The organism is Bradyrhizobium sp. S3.12.5 (assembly GCF_040548225.1).
Taxonomy (GTDB): Bacteria; Pseudomonadota; Alphaproteobacteria; order Rhizobiales; family Xanthobacteraceae; genus Bradyrhizobium; species Bradyrhizobium cytisi.
The window spans coordinates 75,150-90,626 of sequence record NZ_JBEPRF010000004.1 but is presented as its reverse complement, the minus strand read 5'-3'; the positions used below and the strand labels follow the sequence as shown (position 1 = coordinate 90,626).

Sequence of the window (15,477 nt, the reverse complement as noted above, 5' to 3'; positions counted from 1 at the left end):
GGGATACACGTTCACCTCAAGGAGATCGTGATCTGGCTGAGGTTAGCGGCGAACTCCAGCCCAGCCTTTGGTCCCTGCAGCACCATCGTGACACCTTTGTCGTTGCGCAGCTGAACGCCATTGATGCCGCCGACTAGGGCAGCCCCGCCGCCAACCGAACTGTACGTGCCGGCGAAGTCGCTGATCTCACGAATGCCCGAAGCCCAACCCTTGAGCCGACCGAAGCTGGCGCCGGCGGTAACGCCCAAGCTCAATCCGCTGACGCTGAACGGGTAGTTGCGGCCGCGATAAGTGAGCACGCCGTTCCCGGCGCCGCCGCCCACCAGCAGCCCGGCCTTGATGATCTTGACGCGGACCTGACCCGAGGCCTGCGCAAAGGTGGGCGTCGCGGGGACAAGGAGTGCGAGCAGCACAATGGCCGCAAGACGCCCAAGTAACTGAAGCAACAACTCCGTCCGTCGCTCAGGGCTTTGGAACATCGACCTTCTTCCAGGTTTGGTCCGGGTCGAACGCGGTGATGCGGGTAGCGAGGGCCTTGGTTCGAGGCCCGAGATCCTTCTGGTAGACGATGCCTGCATGGTTGACCAGAAAGGTCATCACGCCGGAATTGCCGTACTCGCCAGGCCAGGCGATCAGCGCGAAACCGCCGATCATCTTGCCCTTGATGACATAGTCAAGTGCGCCCCCTGGCGCGTTTGACCCCTGTCCCTTCAGGATGCGGAAATAGTAGCCATGATAGGGCGCCGGCCCTTCCTCGGCCTTGTAGCCTTCAGCCGAAGCCTGTGCCGCCAGTGCGCCGAGCGGGCTCGGATCGCTGTCGTCGCGCCAGAACAACCCATCCTTTTTGCCGGCACTGCTTGCGATACGCTGTGCGTACACGCCGGCTCCGTTCCCGCGATCCTTGTCGGCGTATTCGTTCTCGGCATCGACAAAGGCGAGACTGGTCTGGATCGCGTCGAGCTCATTGCGGCCGATGCGGCGATACAGCACTTCGATGCGGCCTTCGGCGGTATCGAATTCCCAGCCGGTCTTGGTGTTGACGAGCGGGATCGGGAACGGGAAGTCGTCCGGGCCCAGCATCAGCGTCGCCTTCTTGTTACCCTCCGTCTTGATCGAATGCTTGGCGTCATACATCGAGGTGAAGCGTTGCCGGATGTCGACGTCGGCGACCTCGTCGCCGGACGAGACGATGTCCTCGGCGGCGCTGCCGAGGACTTTCAGGATGGCCCGGTCCGGTCCGCTTTTGACGGCGGCGGCGAGCCCCACTGCTGCATCCTCCGGTGTCGGATAGGACTGCTGCGCCAGGGATGGCGAGCTGAGGAGCGCCAGCGCCATGATGGTCGGCAAGGCTGCACGATGAAGCGACTTCAAACCCATCATGGCGTCACCTCGGCAGGAATCCTCGCGCCGCTTTCGAGCCAATTGCGATAGGTACGGAATTTCAGACCGAGCTTTTCGTAATAGACCCGGAGATAGCCGTCGGCTCTGCGGGTAACGGCTTTCGGCGTTACGTCTTCGACTTCCTGCGCAATGACGCCGACATAGGCCTTGTCGCTGCCGATGTAACTGAAGCGGTAATAGCCGAGGCCGTTTGCGAGATGGCCGAGCAGAACGACATCGTGCTTCAGCGAGATATCGGAACGTCGTCCGCCGCCGCCACCACCACCCCGGCCTCCGCCACCGCCCCCCTGAAAGCCTCCGCCGCCGCCTCGGCCGGCGAAGCTCACACCTCCGCCGCCGCGCGGCCCCATGCTCGCATGACCACGGGCCGATGCTGCGGCCGCCGAGCGGCCCGACGACACGTTCAGCGCGCTGCCGCCACCACCGCGGTTCGCGGACTTGGCGCCGCCGCCCTTGGCACCACCCGCTTTAGGGCCAGCATTCTTCGCGCCGGCATTCTTGGTACCACCGGCCTTGGCCGCACGATCGCCGCCGCCTTTGCCGCGATCGCCTCCCGCCTTGCCACGATCCCCCGCGCCTTGTCGGTCACCGCCTCGATCACCGCGGTCCCCGGCACGGTCTGCTGCGCGATCTCCCGCACGGTCGCCGGAACGATCTCCCGCACCTGGCCGATCCTGTCCCGGCTTCAACACCTGCTGTCCGTCGCGGCCGCGGAAGTCCATCCGATCTGCAGCGCCGACCTTGAGGTTGCTGTTGCCGAAGCGCTGCTGAACATTCGCATTGTTGTACCGTACCCCCTGGCGATGCGACGGATTGTGCTGCCAGCCATTTCCGATATTCGTGGTCCGGTGATTGATATAGACGTTGCGGTTGCCCCAGTTGCAGCCGCCGCCCCAATAATTGCCCCAGCGGCCGATGGCCCAGGCGGTGCCAAAGGCAAGACCCGCTGCGACGACGCCCGCACCGATATAGGAGGGATAGCCGAAGTAGTATGGCGGATATTCGGTGTAGGGCCACGCGCCGTAAACCGTCGCAGGCTCGTAATACGGCACGTACATCGTATCGGGCACGGCCGGTTCGATCACGATCACCTGCCTGCTTTCCTCGGTCTTGACGCTCACCTTCTGCTGCTTGGTGGTGACCAGCTTCTTGTTGTCGTAGGCCTTGGTCCGCAGCCGCTGGACCGCATCCATCACGTCCGGCTGCTGCGCCAGCACGGCGTCGCCCAGCGCCTTGGTCCAGTCGAGCTTGTCGCTCATCATGGTCAACACCTCGGCGGTCGAGGCCAGCGCCTTGATGCTGTCGTCCCAAGCCTGCTTCTCGACCTCGGTCTTCAGGGCATCGCCCTTCAGAGTCTTGCGCTCTTTCAGCCAGCGATCGGCCTGCACGACTTCCAGAGGATAGGTGGATGCCGCCAGCACATTGGCGAGCAATTCGTCGGGATAGAGCGCGATCGGCGCCACGAGCGCTTCGAGTTGCTCGGGCTTAAGCAGCGTTTGCTCGGAGGGAGGCGGCTTGCTGTCCGTTGTTTGCGCAGCTGCAACACTGGGAGCCGCAATCATGATGACGAATGCCAAGAGAAACTTCCTGCACTGCAACATGCCGTTCTCCGTTACCAAACAACCAGAGTCAACGGCGGAAGTCGCCCCTCGACTTTGATCAAGATCAAGGGTCCTCCCTTGGCATGCAGCTTCTTAGCGCCGATCCGATGGCCGGCCGCCTACACCCGGATTTTGCTCTCCGGTTGCGCTGAAAGCAGGATGCGGCGATCGTGGATCAAGCTCTGCAGGCGGTGCGCGACAACATTCAGCGTCGTGACATCCAGCGCGTTTTCATCTCCCGCCGCCGTTCTGGCACGCTGCGCCTGAAGAACCCGGTCGATCTCGGTCTCGATGTCGGACAATTCAGGCTCCGCCTCCGTCATGCGTATTCGAGCCCCAAGTGCGTAGAGTGCATCCAGTCCCCGCTCGTCCTTCGAGGATTCACCTGCCCTGAGGAATTTCCAGGCCGCAGCCGCCACGGAGATCAAGCCGCCGATGATCATCGGAGTGAGGAAGATGGCATTCCCCCATTTGTCCAGGAAGCTCTGCTGCGTGCCGTTGAAGAACGCGGCTGCGCCGGGATGGACAGGCAGAAAGGCATCCGAATCCGTGCTTGGTGCGGTCATTTGCGACAAGATCGGCAACTCGCCGAGCAGATCCCGACGCGCCTTCATCAGCGCTTCCGCCAAGGCGCCAGCGACGTCGTCACCAAGCTGCTTTCGCGCGACCACATAGAAGGAAACACGGAGGGTGGTCAGGTCGTCGTCCGGGACAGCAGGCGAGCCCCGCAACGTGCCCTTGGGCACGTCGAAGCTCTCATAGGCACGCTGCTTCTCCGCGATGGCGCCGGCCGCCTCGATGGGAATGAGGATTGGCGCGGTCTTGGCGTTCTGCGGAAAAAGACCTCGCAGCAGGGTCAGATATTTTTCGGCCAGCGGGACGACGACCAGGATTGCCCTCACCTCCTTGGCGTCGAGCGCACGCCGGGTATCTGCAGGCGCGAGATTGCGAAAGCTTACATTGGCGCGGCCGAGATCGTATTCCTTGGTGAGAACACCGACGAGATTGCGATTGATCTCGCCACCGACCACACCAACGCTTGCGCGCTTCAAGCCCGCGATGTCGGTGACGGCGGAGCCCGGAGGCGCAACCAGCAGGACGACGGCATGGGCAAGGACTACGACGGCCTGGGCCTGCGAGAGATCGCCGACGTCGCCGCGGACGACTGCCAGATCGACCTTGTTCGACGCGAACAGGTCGGCCGCATCTACCGCATTGGTGGTTTCCACCGATTTGAGCCGTATCGACGCATTTACTGCCGCAAGCCGGCTCGCGAGTCCCGATACGAGCCGCGTCGCCTCGCCATCCAGCGATCCGACCGCGATGGTCAGCGTCGTCGGACGAAAATACCAGCGATAGCCAAACAGTCCGGCCCCGACGACCAGCACGAGCGCGCCGGCGACAATGACGAAGCGAAGCCAGATCGGCATTCTCTCTGAGACCATGCGGCGCCCACGGTAGATAAAGCACTCAATGCCGAGACGGGCTCAGCTGACAGTCCATCCGGATCTTGTTGACATCAATCAAGCAACATCGAACCCGGTCAGTGCCCGCTGAGCACCAGCGTCTTGATCGGCAGCAGCAGCGCCTGAATTCGCAAGAGCATGGCGTGCACAAGGCCGACGCCATCGACGACATGCAGAGCGATTGCCCGACCAGTGCCGGTCTCTTTCGCCGAGATCTCCTCGTGATTGCTGGTATAGGCATTGACGATGCAGCTGCTGCCCGGCGTCACGCCTTCGAGACCGCCCTTGTAGAGCGGCTCCAGGAAAGCCAGGATCGTGCCGGGTTGCCCGACATTCTGCGCCTCGATCAGTTGCTCGCCGCTTCGGAACTGCCCGGCCGCGATGTAATCCTGGACGTTGGTGACGACCATGGGAATGATTATCCACGGCTTCGAGATGCAGGTTGCTTCCGCCACCATGCCGACCTTCATCACCTGAGCCTCGATCTGACCAAAGCCGGCCTGCAAGGCGCGGCGGCCGGCTCCCTCCGGCACCAGCACGCCCGCGGGCCGCATCAGCTGATTGACGACGTCACCAGTGCGGACCAGGAATTGCTCCACACGTCCGTCGACACCGGCGCGAACAAACGTCTTGTCCAGATCGACCTGCGCTTCGGCCAAGGCCGCCTGGGCACTCGCCTTTTCGGCCGGCAACAGCGTTGAAAGCCGCAACGTCGCCGACGTCTTGGACGCGGTGGCCGCGTCCACACCAGCTTGCCGCTGGTTGACCACGACCTGTAGTTTCTCAATGTCGCGTTGCGGGACGATACCGGGATTACGGCGCTGCAACTCCGTCTTGACGTCCAGTTCGTCCTTGGCCTGTTGAAGGCTCGCTTTTGCTTCCTGGATCTGAGCTTCGGCCTTGACCACGTCGTTTTCCGCGCTTGTCATAGAGGCGTCGACCTCGGCGATCTTGCGCCTGGCCGTCTCCAAAGCCGCTTGCTGTTTCGAACTGTCCAACCTGAACAGCACATCGCCCTTCTTCACCGCTTCGCTGTAGCCGACATTGACTTCCGCGACCCGGCCAGAGCCCTCGGGCAGGATGGGCACCGTACGGTAATAGAGCGTCGCCGAGGACGTTGAGGGGTGAAAGTAGAAGATCATGGTGATCAGGGACACCGTGAGCATCAAGCAGCCGGTGATACCCCATCGCAGTTCGTACCAGATGGAAAAGAACGTGATCTCCTTGCCGAAGTGCTTCCCTTGGGCGTAGCGGCGGTAGAGGTAGTCCGGCAGGATGGTTAGAAGGGAGCAGAACATGAGCTCAAACATGGCTGTGCTCCTTCTCTTTCGCCGCGCCGGGTCTCTCGGGCGGCGGCGGGTTGGGTTTGACAACCGTCGTCGCTGGCCCGGGTCTTTCGGGTGGCTGCGGTCCGGATTCGGCAACCTCGCTTTGCTCTCCCGGCGTTGCGTCTGCGATCTTCTCGACTGATCCGGCGATGCTGCGCAGCGGCGTGCCGAAATCCGGAAGGTCGATCAAGGCCAACAATAGTCCCGCCACCCAGAAGATGTGCATGTGGGTAAACAGGGAGATCAGACCGAGCACGGCCACGAACTCGAACTGCAGCTTCTGTGACTTGTGAGCCATCCGCTCGGGCAGGCTGTGCAGCTTCCAATAGAGCGTGCCAACCCAGAACACGGTGCCGATCAGGAAGATTCCCATCACCACCATCAGCGCGTCCGTCCCGCTTCCCGGCGCGAGATAAAACGGCAGATGATGAGGGGCCATCGGATGAAGTTGTTCGCTCAAAGGTATCTCTCCACTTTGGTCCCGCACACATCCAAGCCTGCCCACGTTGAACAGCCCGATATGGAGCCGCTTGATTTGAATCAAAGGACTTGGCCTTGCCGGTCCTAGCCTGACCCGAGCACCGACGCTCGACAGCCCAACAGGAGCTTCCAGCCATGGCCGGCCTCGATGACCTCATCCCCAACGCTACGCAAATCCGCAAGGAAGCGGCCCTCAAAGAGGCCGAGAAGGCTGAGGAATATGTCCGCCTCGCCGCCGCGGCCGAAGCCGAGAAACGCGCCTTGATCGAGCGGCTGAGCAAGCCGTCCGGCAAGACCGAGGACGAGAAGATCAAGCTCGCGTCGACCATCATCCAGCGTGCGGTTCGCAATGGCTTGACGGAAGTGCAGGTCTATCGGTTCCCGAATACGCTGTGCACGGACAAGGGCCGCGCCATCAACCAGATGGAGGCGGGCTGGGAGAAAACGCTGACGGGAATTCCAAAGGAGATCCTCGAGCTTTGGACCGAATACCTCAAGCCGCGCGGCTACCGCATCGGCTATCAGGTCATTGACTTCCCCGGTGGCATGCCCGGCGACATCGGGATCACCATTTCCTGGGGAGACTGATCACGGTTCGGCCGAATTGAAGCAACGGAAGGCGGAGCATGCCAAAGGACCAAGTCGCAGAGCGGATGAAGCGCAAGGATTACGAAAAGGAGCTCGAAAAGCTCCAGGTCGAACTTTGCCATCTCCAAGACTATGTGAAGGAAAACAAGCTCCGGGTCATCGTCCTGTTCGAAGGCCGCGACGCAGCCGGCAAGGGCGGCACGATCAAGGCGATCACGGAAAAGGTCAGCCCGCGCGTGTTTCGCGTGGTCGCGCTGCCAGCGCCGTCGGACCGCGAGAAGTCACAGCTGTTCTTTCAGCGCTACATGAAGCAGTTTCCGGCTGGCGGCGAGATCGTGATCTTCGACCGCAGCTGGTACAACCGCGCCGGCGTCGAATATGTTATGGGGTTCTGTTCACCCGCCGAGCACGATCGTTTCCTCGCGCTCTGCCCGCAGATGGAAAAGTACGTCCTCGACGGCGGCATCATCCTGATCAAGGTCTGGCTCGAGGTCGGGATGGAGGAGCAGGAGCGCCGCTTCAAGGCTCGCATCGACGATCCGGTGCGGCAATGGAAGCTCAGCCCCATGGACGTGGAATCCTTTCGGCGGTGGTACGATTATTCGCGAGCGCGCGATCTGATGCTCAAGAGAACCAGCACAAAGCACGCTCCCTGGTACATTATTCGCTCCGACGACAAGCGGCGCGCACGGCTGAACTGCATCGCCCATCTCCTGAAAGCGATTCCCTATAAGCAGATTGAGAAAGACAAGGTGAGGCTACCGAAGCGCTCCGACAAGGGACGCTACAATGACCAGGCCAGCCTGCGCGGGATGAATTTCGTCACCGAGCGATATTGACGAAGCGATCGGGCCGCGCTCGGGGCGCGGTCCGATCGTCCAGACTTCGATGCACTACGTCAGCAGCGGATTCTCAATAGTGATATTGATTGGGATACTGCGGACAGACCCAATTGCCGTAAGTGTCCTGGTAGCAGCCGCTGTTGTAATTGTTGTTGTAGTATCCGTAGGCACCCACGGCGGCCGCACCAACCGCAGCACCGTAAGCCGCGCCTCGGTATCCATACCGCGGATAGCCAGCGACCGGGCGGCCGGGACGACCCGCAATGGGGTAACCTGGACGGCCCGCAATTGGACGACCCGGACGACCCGCGATCGGATGGCTCGGACGTGGCCCGCCGACGCGATAGCCGCGCCCCGCCCCGCCATGGATACGCCCGGCGTGAACCGCGCCGCCACGGTAGCCGCCGCCGTGGAAGCCTCCGGCGCGCATGCCCCCTCCTCCACCTCCGCGATAGCCGCCGCCACCGCGGCGGGCATAGGCATCATCGGGAACGAGCGTCGCGGTGAGAAGAACGAAGGCTGCGACGAGAGCGAGAAGATAACGAAGCATGGCATGTCCTCCCTCGATATGGGCGCCATGATCCGCTTTTCAACGATGCCTCGCGAACTGCGGCCGGCACCCGACTTCGCACTGTTTCGCGGCGACTTCCTTGGCTTGCGTGCAGGAGTAAAAGCCGCCACCATGTAAGCTCGAGCGCTGCAACCGCCGCGGCGGCCCGATCGCCCGCCTGCTACTTCAAACGTATCGTCACACCACCCACGGCGGCAGAGAGCTCCGCGCCGATTTTCGGGCCACTAAGCTGGAGGATCACACCGTTGGCGTTTTGCAGCTGAACGGCTCCGGCCCCCGCGGCAACAGCACCACCCGCGCCGCCAACGGCATAGGAGCCTTCGATGGACTCCGGCCCCCTCAGGTTGAGGGCGCGGCCGACCAGCTTGGTGGTCGAGGCGCCGATCGTGAAGCCCACGCTCATGCCCGAGACGGTAAAGGGATATTTGTGGCCCCGGAGCAGCAGCACGCCTTCGCCACCACCGACGCCGACGACGAAGCCGCCCTTGGTGAAGACAACGGCTACCTGGCCGGTTTCGGCGCGCGCTAGCGTGCTGAAACCGGCGACGCCGGCTAGCGAGGTGACCAAGGCGGCATAGATGGCGGCTTTCCTCATAAGATTCGTTTCCTCTGGTTGTGACGTCGAGCTATTGCGCCAGAATCATCGCGAAATGGCCGAACACGGTGAGCAGGATGCCCGACACGGCGTAGCCGACCGGGAATCCGATCCAGGGCACGGAGCTCTGGATTTTGACCGCGGCTTCCCGGCACGGCCCGGAATGCGAACGCGCACCGGCAACGCCGCCCATCAGCACGGCCGGGTTGATCTTGAAGACGTGGAAGCCGATCGCCCAGACGATGAACGGCGGGATCGTGCAGGCGATGAAGCCCGCAACGAAAATCTTCAAGGCAACGGCGCCCGTGAGCTGCGCCAGCAACCCAGCGCCGGCATTGATGCCGACGATGGCGACGAAGACGACGAGGCCGAGCTCCTCCAGCACGTTGCGCGCCGCGTTCGGGGTATTGCCAAAGAAGCGGAGCCGCGACACGATCACGCCCGACAGCAGCAGACCGCCGGCATTGCCGAGGCCGATCTTGGCACTGTCACGGAGAGATCATCCAACGCGGCATCATACTTCGCGCGGTCGCCACCGCGCGCCCATGCTTTGGCTGCCTCGACCAGATCACGCCAGTCGTCCGCCCGCGCGCCGGGGCCAGACAGGAACTGATCGATGCGATTCTGCGCGGGCTTGGCGTCTTTGGACATGTCTCTCTCCCGATCCATATCAAGCCGAGGAGCATGGATGATGCCGGATCGTGCGTGCCGCGCCGCTTGCTCCCTTGATCCAAGTCAACGGTCGCGCGATATACTGGGGCCGCAAGCACGGCCGGTAATCCTCCTTGCAGCGCAATAGGCCTACGCTGACCGATAGGGAGCAGCTGAGAGATTAGCCCGCTCCTTGGGCATCGTTGGGCTGACCGTCGCCAAGAACGCTGTCCAGCGACCGCAGCCAGTGGCCGCTATCGGTCCTCTCCGCCAGCCCCTCGGCCCGCAAGAGATCGCGCAGCTGTGCATGGGCGCCGACGATGCAGAAGGCGATATGCCGGGAGGCAAGCTCGTCGTAAAGGTCGCGCAACATGCCCGCGCCGGCCAGATCGATGTAGGGGGACGCAGAGAGGTCGCAAATCACCAAGCGGATATCGACCGATCTCAGCAAGGCGTCCAAAACCGCCTCCAGGATCGTTTCGGCATTGATGTAGAGTAGCGAGGCTTCGGGCCGAAACGCGATGACGCCGACGAGCGGCTCGACACCCTCATGCCTCGCATTGTCGGAATAGCGGCCGGTACCCGGGAGCCGGCCGAGGAACGCCACATTCGGTCGTGAGGCGCGCGCCAGGAGCAGGACAATCGACGCAATGGCCGCCAGCAGGACGCCTTGCAGGATCCCCAGGAGCAACACGGACAGGAGCGCAATCGCCGCGGCATAAAAATCGAAGCGGCTGACGTGCCACATCCGCAACAGCGCGCGGATGTCCACCAGCCTATAGACTGCGGCAAAGACAATCGCTGCAAGCACAGCCTTGGGCAGGTTCGTCAACAGCCCTGTGAAGAACAGCAAGCATAGCGCAAGCGTCACCGAGCAGATCACCAGCGCCAGCGCTGTGCGCGCGCCGGCATTGTCGTTGACTGCAGATTGCGACAGTCCACCTGCCACGGGGTAGCCGTGTCCGAATGCGGTGACGAGGTTCGCTGCGCCTAAGCCCAAAAGCTCCTGTCGGACATCCAGGGCATAGCCATGCTTGGCAGCAAAGCTGCAGGCGGCGGAGACACCTTCTATATAGGCAAGCAGCACGCATCCCGCGGCCAACGGGAAGAGCTCGTCAGGTTCCAATAGACCAAACGTCGGCAATCCGATCGCCGGCAATCCCTCGGGAATTTTTCCGGTAACAGGTACGCCGAGGGAAGGAAACCCAAGCAGCGTCGCCACAACGATCGACAGTGCCATAATCGTGAGTCCGACCGGCTTTCCCGGCAGACGGCGTTCGCCGAGCAGCAGGAAGAGGAGCGCAATGGCGCCGATCGCCAGAACCAGCCAATTGATGCCGCCGAGCTGACCACTGAGCTTGATGGCGCGATCGAAGAAATTATGGCCGCCTCCGGTGACGCCGAACAGGCTCGGCAGCTGGCTCATCATGATCGTGAGCCCGGCGCCGGCCTTGAAGCCGACCAGGATACTGTCGCTGACCAGACGGACGAGAACGCTGAGCTTGAACAACCAGGCGATCAGACAAAGCAGCGCCACCGCGCATGCGGCGAGACTCGCGATCTCGGCGTATTTCGCCGCATCTCCGCCGGCCAGCGCCCCGACCGAGGCCGCAATCATCAGCGAGATCGCAGAGGTCGGACCGACTGCAAGCTGGCGCGACGAGCCGAGCAGCGCATAGCCGATCCCGCCGAGCATGTAACCGTAGATACCGATCTGGGGCGGCAGGCCCGCCAGCGCCGCATAGGCGAGCGACACCGGAATGGCATAAGCCGCAAGCGTGATGCCGGCGATGGCGTCCGAACGCAGCCAGGCGCCATGATAGTGCGCAAGCCAGGTCGCGGGCGGAAACAGGAACATCAGCGCTATCTCCGCTCAGAAATCGTCATGGGCTAGCCTCGTCGCGTGGGGCTTCGCAACGCAGCAGCACGATCAGGAGTGCGATCACGGGGATACCGAGCGCCAGATTCGGGATTTGCTTGGTCGCGAAGGCGCCAACAGCGGCTCCGAGGCCGAACGTGACGCATAAGGTGGTAAAAATGCCGGCAGGGCGTAGCGACCCATTTCCGGAGACCTCGGCAAACACGCCTTCAATCGCCTGCCGCATGTTGCCCGTGACCGAGCTGTAGACCACGCCCTCGACCCTGGTGAAGACGGCGCTCTGTACGGCAGCGACGAACGAAATGCCAAGCGTTCCCGCAAGATCCGGCAGGCGGTTGTGCAGGACGGCAATAGCGACCAACAACAGGATTTCGATGAGCGTGCTGATCGCGCTGGCGCGCTCTCGGGTTGCGCGGCGCAGCCATGTCGCGACCACGACGCCGACCGCGGACGCAAGGATCGGTGGCACGAAGTGGAGCGCTTTCGTCCAGTCGCCGATCGAACCATAGACCCAAAGCAGGACAAGATTGGCAGTCTGCGCGTTAGCCATCACACCATGGACGATCCAGGTGTAGGCATCGAGATAGCCGCCGGCGAAGGCCAGCAACAGCGCGATTGGCACCGTTTCGTCGCGGCGTATCGACGAAGCAGCGGCGGTATCTGTACTCATATCCGAAGCGTTAGCTCCCATGCCCTGCACGGTCTTATAGGCGGGGTCTCGCCATCGGCGAGAATTGATCTGGATCAAGCGTCTCCGGGGTTTAACGAACCAGTTTCGGCCAAACTCGCAGGAGGAGGTCCTCGGCTTTTCGATCGGCACCATCGCGTGGACCTGATCGAGCGTGACGGCGATCGCACCGCGCGACTGCAACTGTTTGTTCCCGCTGGCATGATCTGCAACGGCCGGCCATGCTGACGATCGAACAGGAAAGTTCCCGATCGTTGCCCTACACCTGGTGCCTGACCAAGGCCCTGCATCGCCGCCGACGTTGCCGATCCCAGGTTCAAGGATATGGAATCCGGCAGGACTTTGGTGCTCGAGGTCATCGATTCCAACCTGCTGGCCCTGACGACATCGTTGCCGCTGACGCAGTTCGCCTCGGTTCACAACGGCGCGCCGGCACAAACCCTGGAGCAGGACATCGACGAGTGAGCACGCGAGACAGGATCAGCCGTCCTTCGCACAGGCGCGTTCAACCGAGTCGATGAGAGCACTTGCCGCGAAGGGCTTGGTGAGGTAGGCGGCACACCCGGACTCGATCGCGGCCGCGTGGTTCGCCTGACAGTCGTTGCCGGTGATGTAGATGACGGGGACGGTAGCACCATCGCTTGCCAGCCTGCGGCGGAGAGCGATGCCCGACTCTCCGTTCAGATTGATATCCAGAACGATGCAACACGCCTCTTCGAGGCAGCCATGGCGAAGGAACGCTCCGGCAGAATCGAAAGCAACCGGATCGAAGCCGTGTTTCCGAAGCAACCTCTCCAGACTTCGGCGCATCGATGAATCATCATCCACGACGTAAATTGACCTACGTGCGAGCAACGGGCTGGCTTTCTCATTGGAGGTTCTGCACGTGTGTCGCAACGATGATGCGGGGCAAATGTTCCTGCGCAAAGCCGACAGCTAACGACACCGGCATGTAGGCAGTCTTTGCCAGATTCTGTCAATAAACTTTCATATTGTCCTATCGTACAGGTCTTACGGTGAACCCGACGATGGCGTACGAAAGCCAGCTCGCCATTCACGCCTTTCCCGACCCAAGAAGGCCGAGGCGCTCGGCAACGGAAACCAATTCGGCGAACGATAGTACCTGCATCTTTGTCATCACTTGGTGGCGATGTGCCTTCACCGTGCGTTCGGTGGTTCCAAGCTCATAGGCGATTTGCCTGTTGATCTTGCCGCGCACGATCAGATCGAAAACCTGCCGTTCGCGGGGCGTCAATGACGTCAGAAGGGCACGCAGCGAGTCGAGCCTGCTCTGTTCGCCGCGCAAAGTCTCGCGGCGAACCAATGCGCGTTCGATCGCGTCGATCAATTGCTCCGACGATACCGGCTTGGTCAGAAAATCCTCCGCGCCGGCCTTGATGGCGCGCACAGTCGTCGCCGTATCGGCATGCCCGGTGAGGAACACAATTGGAAGCGTCGAGCCGCGTTCGACGAGGCGCGCCTGCAGTTCAGGCCCGCTCAGTCCCGGGATCTGGACGTCGAGCAGGATGCACGCCGGTTTGTCAGCACCCGGCAGATCGTCCAGCAATTGCTGTGCCGACCAGTATGACACGACCTCATAGCCGGCAAGCTTGAGCCAGCGCTCGATTGCCGTCCGAAACGATTCGTCGTCGTCCACGACGTAAACAAGGCCTGGCACCTGTCCCCTCTCGAGCCACTCAACGCAGACAGACTACGAGATCGCGAAGACTTGACCAAGGCAACCCCAAGGCAGCCAACCGCCGCGCCGCAAAGCCGCAGTACAATATGCCGAACGGCATTATTATGCCGAATATTCCCGATCTGACTATACTCAGCGAGAAGGGGCAACCCCTATGACACGCATCTCATTCCGCGCAGCAAATTGCCGCCCTGTCCTTTGGTACAGTGAACCTTGAGACAATAGACGCTTATGCTGATTTCGCCGTAAACAACCTTTGCGAGAATTGGGGATATCGGCGGTTCCCCCCACGATGAAAAAATCTTCTGGCGGGCTATTGCGTCATCATCAGTTCGGGAGTTGGCCATGTTCGTTCGTAACGCTGCCGACGCTTCCACTTCGTCGCCGCTTCATTCACTCCGCGAGCTCGGGTTGAATACCGCTTCAAATCCGATCATCAGTTTAAATGAATTTACCTACAAAAAGGGCAACGAGATCTACGGCGAAAAGGAACCGGCAGACTACGTCTACCAAGTCAAGCTGGGCGCTGTGCGAAGCTACAAGCTGCTGTCCGATGGCCGTCGCCAGATCGGCGCGTTTCACCTGGTTGGCGACATCTTCGGGCTGGAGAACGGTAGCGAGCACAGATTCACCACCGAGGCGATCGTCGACACCACGGTTCGCCTCGTCACGCGGCGGAGCCTCGAACTCGTAGCCAAAGGCGATGCCATGGTTGCCCGAAACCTGCTCAGCATGACCACCAGCAACCTTCAGCACGCAGAGGACCACATGCTGTTGCTCGGACGCAAGACGTCGCTCGAGCGGGTCGCGGCATTCCTGATCGAGATGGACAGGCGGTTGACGGCTGCCGGCATCATGGCGCTGCCGATGTCGCGGCGCGATATTGCGGACTATCTTGGACTGACCCTGGAGACCGTGTCCCGCGCGCTGTCGCGGCTGCATGAGCTCGGCGTTCTCGGCTTCATTGGCAACAATCAGCGCCAGATCGTCCTGTTGGACCGGCAGCAGCTCGCTAGTCTCGATCTCCAGAACTGAACCCGGACGCCTTGATCGCGGCGAGATGTTCGAGCGTCTTGCGGAGCACCTCGAACAGGACGGCTGTCGACCAGCCGAACATCAGAATGCCGTTCATCGCGGTCATCGGTCCCGTCAGGCGCCAGCTCTCCACGGGAGTGACATCGCCATAGCCGAGCGTGGTGTAGTTCACGAAGGTGAAGTACAGCAAATCGCTTCCGTTAGGCGCCGCGCCGACCGCGGCGTAGGCCAGCGCCCAGATGAGAACCTCGACAGTATGTGCAACCATTAAAATGACGGCAGTCGTGACCATCACGGCCATCAGGTGCGATCGGGGCCGCGTCGTGTGCCTCAATCCGGCGCCGCGGGCAATGTCGATCGCCGCAACGGTCACGAGCGCATGAATCATGATGTTGATCACGCTGACGAAGGTGCCGAGCAGGAATTGGACTGCCATCGCGTGCTCTCGTTCCATCGGACCGGCAAGAGGCGCGCGCCTCCGGCGATGACAGCATAGCTCAATTCTTCGGCGTAAACGCTCCGATCGCCGCCTTGAGACTCGGCGCTGCTTCAAGCAGTGACAAGCAAAATGCGAACCTCAATAGCAGGGAGGATAAGGATAGTATCCGCAGGCCCTGCGATAGCGATACGCACCATAAGCCGCGCCGGCCCCC

The 15,477-nt window shown here is 61.9% G+C and carries 19 protein-coding genes; 4 read left to right on the top strand and 15 right to left on the bottom strand.

All coding sequences use genetic code 11. The features are described from left to right. Positions 1-11: 11 nt before the first annotated feature. The 6 genes from ABIC09_RS06440 to ABIC09_RS06415 all read right to left on the bottom strand — a co-directional run bounded on the left by ABIC09_RS06440 (position 12) and on the right by ABIC09_RS06415 (position 6,235). On the bottom strand, positions 12-479 hold the full coding sequence (locus tag ABIC09_RS06440; RefSeq protein WP_148752523.1) for a hypothetical protein: 468 nt from the start codon (positions 477-479) through the stop codon (positions 12-14). Next, entirely contained in the window at positions 463-1,380 is a 918-nt protein-coding gene (locus ABIC09_RS06435) for a DUF2950 domain-containing protein (protein ID WP_354108750.1), read from the bottom strand. The genes ABIC09_RS06440 and ABIC09_RS06435 overlap by 17 nt, the downstream gene beginning before the upstream one ends. Then, on the bottom strand, positions 1,377-3,002 hold the full coding sequence (locus ABIC09_RS06430) for a DUF3300 domain-containing protein (RefSeq protein WP_354108749.1): 1,626 nt from the start codon (positions 3,000-3,002) through the stop codon (positions 1,377-1,379). Before ABIC09_RS06430 ends, ABIC09_RS06435 begins: the two co-directional genes overlap by 4 nt. 119 nt (positions 3,003-3,121) lie before the next feature. After that, the gene (locus tag ABIC09_RS06425; protein ID WP_354108748.1) at positions 3,122-4,447 is read right to left on the bottom strand and encodes a TAXI family TRAP transporter solute-binding subunit; all 1,326 of its coding nucleotides are present in this window, start codon (positions 4,445-4,447) and stop codon (positions 3,122-3,124) included. 98 nt (positions 4,448-4,545) lie between these two features. Further along, positions 4,546-5,778 carry an HlyD family secretion protein gene (locus tag ABIC09_RS06420; RefSeq protein WP_354108747.1) on the bottom strand — a complete coding sequence of 411 codons (1,233 nt, stop codon included), beginning with the start codon at positions 5,776-5,778 and terminating at the stop codon, positions 4,546-4,548. Next, positions 5,771-6,235, bottom strand: a complete 465-nt coding sequence (locus ABIC09_RS06415) for a hypothetical protein (RefSeq protein WP_148752630.1) — start codon at positions 6,233-6,235, stop codon at positions 5,771-5,773. The genes ABIC09_RS06420 and ABIC09_RS06415 overlap by 8 nt, the downstream gene beginning before the upstream one ends. A gap of 176 nt (positions 6,236-6,411) precedes the next feature. On the opposite strand from ABIC09_RS06415, the gene ABIC09_RS06410 reads away from it, so the two are divergent. Both ABIC09_RS06410 and ppk2 read left to right on the top strand, forming a co-directional pair. Continuing rightward, on the top strand, positions 6,412-6,864 hold the full coding sequence (locus ABIC09_RS06410; protein ID WP_148752528.1) for a hypothetical protein: 453 nt from the start codon (positions 6,412-6,414) through the stop codon (positions 6,862-6,864). A 38-nt stretch (positions 6,865-6,902) separates the two neighbouring features. After that, positions 6,903-7,703: a polyphosphate kinase 2 gene (gene ppk2, locus ABIC09_RS06405; protein ID WP_354108746.1), complete on the top strand. Its 801-nt coding sequence runs from the start codon at positions 6,903-6,905 to the stop codon at positions 7,701-7,703. A 73-nt stretch (positions 7,704-7,776) separates the two neighbouring features. On the opposite strand, the gene ABIC09_RS06400 is transcribed toward ppk2, so the two are convergent. Further along, positions 7,777-8,256 (bottom strand): hypothetical protein, encoded by a 480-nt coding sequence (locus ABIC09_RS06400; RefSeq protein WP_354108745.1) that lies wholly within the window; start codon positions 8,254-8,256, stop codon positions 7,777-7,779. 3 nt (positions 8,257-8,259) lie between these two features. Between ABIC09_RS06400 and ABIC09_RS06395 the strand changes: the two genes are divergently transcribed. Beyond that, positions 8,260-8,394, top strand: a complete 135-nt coding sequence (locus tag ABIC09_RS06395; RefSeq protein ID WP_354108744.1) for a hypothetical protein — start codon at positions 8,260-8,262, stop codon at positions 8,392-8,394. 43 nt (positions 8,395-8,437) lie between these two features. On the opposite strand, the gene ABIC09_RS06390 is transcribed toward ABIC09_RS06395, so the two are convergent. The 7 genes from ABIC09_RS06390 to ABIC09_RS06360 form a co-directional block, all read right to left on the bottom strand. Beyond that, on the bottom strand, positions 8,438-8,872 hold the full coding sequence (locus tag ABIC09_RS06390; RefSeq protein ID WP_354108743.1) for a hypothetical protein: 435 nt from the start codon (positions 8,870-8,872) through the stop codon (positions 8,438-8,440). A gap of 31 nt (positions 8,873-8,903) precedes the next feature. Further along, on the bottom strand, positions 8,904-9,305 hold the full coding sequence (locus tag ABIC09_RS06385; protein WP_354108742.1) for an aspartate-alanine antiporter-like transporter: 402 nt from the start codon (positions 9,303-9,305) through the stop codon (positions 8,904-8,906). Between the two features lie 2 nt (positions 9,306-9,307). Further along, positions 9,308-9,523, bottom strand: coding sequence for a hypothetical protein (locus tag ABIC09_RS06380; RefSeq protein WP_354108741.1), 216 nt, complete (start codon positions 9,521-9,523; stop codon positions 9,308-9,310). A gap of 181 nt (positions 9,524-9,704) precedes the next feature. Further along, positions 9,705-11,381 carry a SulP family inorganic anion transporter gene (locus ABIC09_RS06375; RefSeq protein WP_354108740.1) on the bottom strand — a complete coding sequence of 559 codons (1,677 nt, stop codon included), beginning with the start codon at positions 11,379-11,381 and terminating at the stop codon, positions 9,705-9,707. Positions 11,382-11,406: 25 nt separating this feature from the next. After that, the gene (locus ABIC09_RS06370; RefSeq protein WP_354108927.1) at positions 11,407-12,072 is read right to left on the bottom strand and encodes a YoaK family protein; all 666 of its coding nucleotides are present in this window, start codon (positions 12,070-12,072) and stop codon (positions 11,407-11,409) included. Positions 12,073-12,570: 498 nt separating this feature from the next. Then, a complete protein-coding gene (locus ABIC09_RS06365) occupies positions 12,571-12,945 on the bottom strand; it encodes a response regulator transcription factor (RefSeq protein WP_354108739.1) in 375 nt (124 codons plus the stop codon). Positions 12,946-13,144: 199 nt separating this feature from the next. Continuing rightward, positions 13,145-13,768: a response regulator transcription factor gene (locus tag ABIC09_RS06360; protein ID WP_354108738.1), complete on the bottom strand. Its 624-nt coding sequence runs from the start codon at positions 13,766-13,768 to the stop codon at positions 13,145-13,147. Between the two features lie 366 nt (positions 13,769-14,134). On the opposite strand from ABIC09_RS06360, the gene ABIC09_RS06355 reads away from it, so the two are divergent. Next, on the top strand, positions 14,135-14,824 hold the full coding sequence (locus ABIC09_RS06355) for a helix-turn-helix domain-containing protein (RefSeq protein WP_354108737.1): 690 nt from the start codon (positions 14,135-14,137) through the stop codon (positions 14,822-14,824). Here ABIC09_RS06355 and ABIC09_RS06350 read toward each other — a convergent pair. Continuing rightward, a complete protein-coding gene (locus tag ABIC09_RS06350; protein ID WP_354108736.1) occupies positions 14,802-15,260 on the bottom strand; it encodes a potassium channel family protein in 459 nt (152 codons plus the stop codon). The two genes, ABIC09_RS06355 and ABIC09_RS06350, sit on opposite strands and share 23 nt — an antisense overlap. Positions 15,261-15,477 lie beyond the last annotated feature (217 nt).

Coding starts and splice junctions, on each gene's coding strand:
- ABIC09_RS06350 (WP_354108736.1), bottom strand. CDS start 15,260: ATGGCAGTCCAATTCCTGCTCGGCACCTTCGTCAGCGTGATCAACATC.
- ABIC09_RS06435 (WP_354108750.1), bottom strand. CDS start 1,380: ATGATGGGTTTGAAGTCGCTTCATCGTGCAGCCTTGCCGACCATCATG.
- ABIC09_RS06430 (WP_354108749.1), bottom strand. CDS start 3,002: ATGTTGCAGTGCAGGAAGTTTCTCTTGGCATTCGTCATCATGATTGCG.
- ABIC09_RS06425 (WP_354108748.1), bottom strand. CDS start 4,447: ATGGTCTCAGAGAGAATGCCGATCTGGCTTCGCTTCGTCATTGTCGCC.
- ABIC09_RS06380 (WP_354108741.1), bottom strand. CDS start 9,523: ATGTCCAAAGACGCCAAGCCCGCGCAGAATCGCATCGATCAGTTCCTG.
- ABIC09_RS06375 (WP_354108740.1), bottom strand. CDS start 11,381: ATGTTCCTGTTTCCGCCCGCGACCTGGCTTGCGCACTATCATGGCGCC.
- ABIC09_RS06410 (WP_148752528.1), top strand. CDS start 6,412: ATGGCCGGCCTCGATGACCTCATCCCCAACGCTACGCAAATCCGCAAG.
- ABIC09_RS06370 (WP_354108927.1), bottom strand. CDS start 12,072: ATGAGTACAGATACCGCCGCTGCTTCGTCGATACGCCGCGACGAAACG.
- ABIC09_RS06420 (WP_354108747.1), bottom strand. CDS start 5,778: ATGTTTGAGCTCATGTTCTGCTCCCTTCTAACCATCCTGCCGGACTAC.
- ABIC09_RS06400 (WP_354108745.1), bottom strand. CDS start 8,256: ATGCTTCGTTATCTTCTCGCTCTCGTCGCAGCCTTCGTTCTTCTCACC.
- ppk2 (WP_354108746.1), top strand. CDS start 6,903: ATGCCAAAGGACCAAGTCGCAGAGCGGATGAAGCGCAAGGATTACGAA.
- ABIC09_RS06415 (WP_148752630.1), bottom strand. CDS start 6,235: ATGGCCCCTCATCATCTGCCGTTTTATCTCGCGCCGGGAAGCGGGACG.
- ABIC09_RS06395 (WP_354108744.1), top strand. CDS start 8,260: ATGTCCTCCCTCGATATGGGCGCCATGATCCGCTTTTCAACGATGCCT.
- ABIC09_RS06355 (WP_354108737.1), top strand. CDS start 14,135: ATGTTCGTTCGTAACGCTGCCGACGCTTCCACTTCGTCGCCGCTTCAT.
- ABIC09_RS06390 (WP_354108743.1), bottom strand. CDS start 8,872: ATGAGGAAAGCCGCCATCTATGCCGCCTTGGTCACCTCGCTAGCCGGC.
- ABIC09_RS06440 (WP_148752523.1), bottom strand. CDS start 479: ATGTTCCAAAGCCCTGAGCGACGGACGGAGTTGTTGCTTCAGTTACTT.